This is a genomic window from Bradyrhizobium cosmicum (genome assembly GCF_032290525.1).
Classification (GTDB): domain Bacteria; phylum Pseudomonadota; class Alphaproteobacteria; order Rhizobiales; family Xanthobacteraceae; genus Bradyrhizobium; species Bradyrhizobium cosmicum_A.
Genome location: NZ_JASXTA010000189.1, coordinates 1 through 278, shown reverse-complemented (window position 1 = coordinate 278; position 278 = coordinate 1). Strand labels below are relative to the sequence as shown.

Annotated in this window: 1 protein-coding gene; it reads right to left on the bottom strand. The window is 64.4% G+C overall.

Annotated features, from left to right (window positions below; translation table 11 throughout):
• A partial coding sequence (locus QSV46_RS39605; RefSeq protein WP_314964079.1) for an ABC transporter permease subunit occupies window positions 1–278 on the bottom strand: 278 nt, incomplete at both ends.

Below are 278 nucleotides of genomic sequence, written 5' to 3'. Positions count from 1 at the left end.
CTCATCGTGGCCGCCACGATGGCGTAGGAAAAGGTCGAAGGCAGGATGTGGCGCGTGATGATCTGCAGGTCGCTCTGCCCCATCGAGCGCGCCGCCTCGACATACTCGCGCTCGCGCACGCTCAGCGTCATGCCGCGGATGATGCGCGCCATGCCCGCCCAGCCCACGAAGCTCAGGATGCCGATGATGAGCACATACACCAGCACGGGATTCATGTACGCTGGCAGCGCAGCGGCCAGCGCCAGCAAGAGGTAGAAATCGGGCACCGACATCAGCAC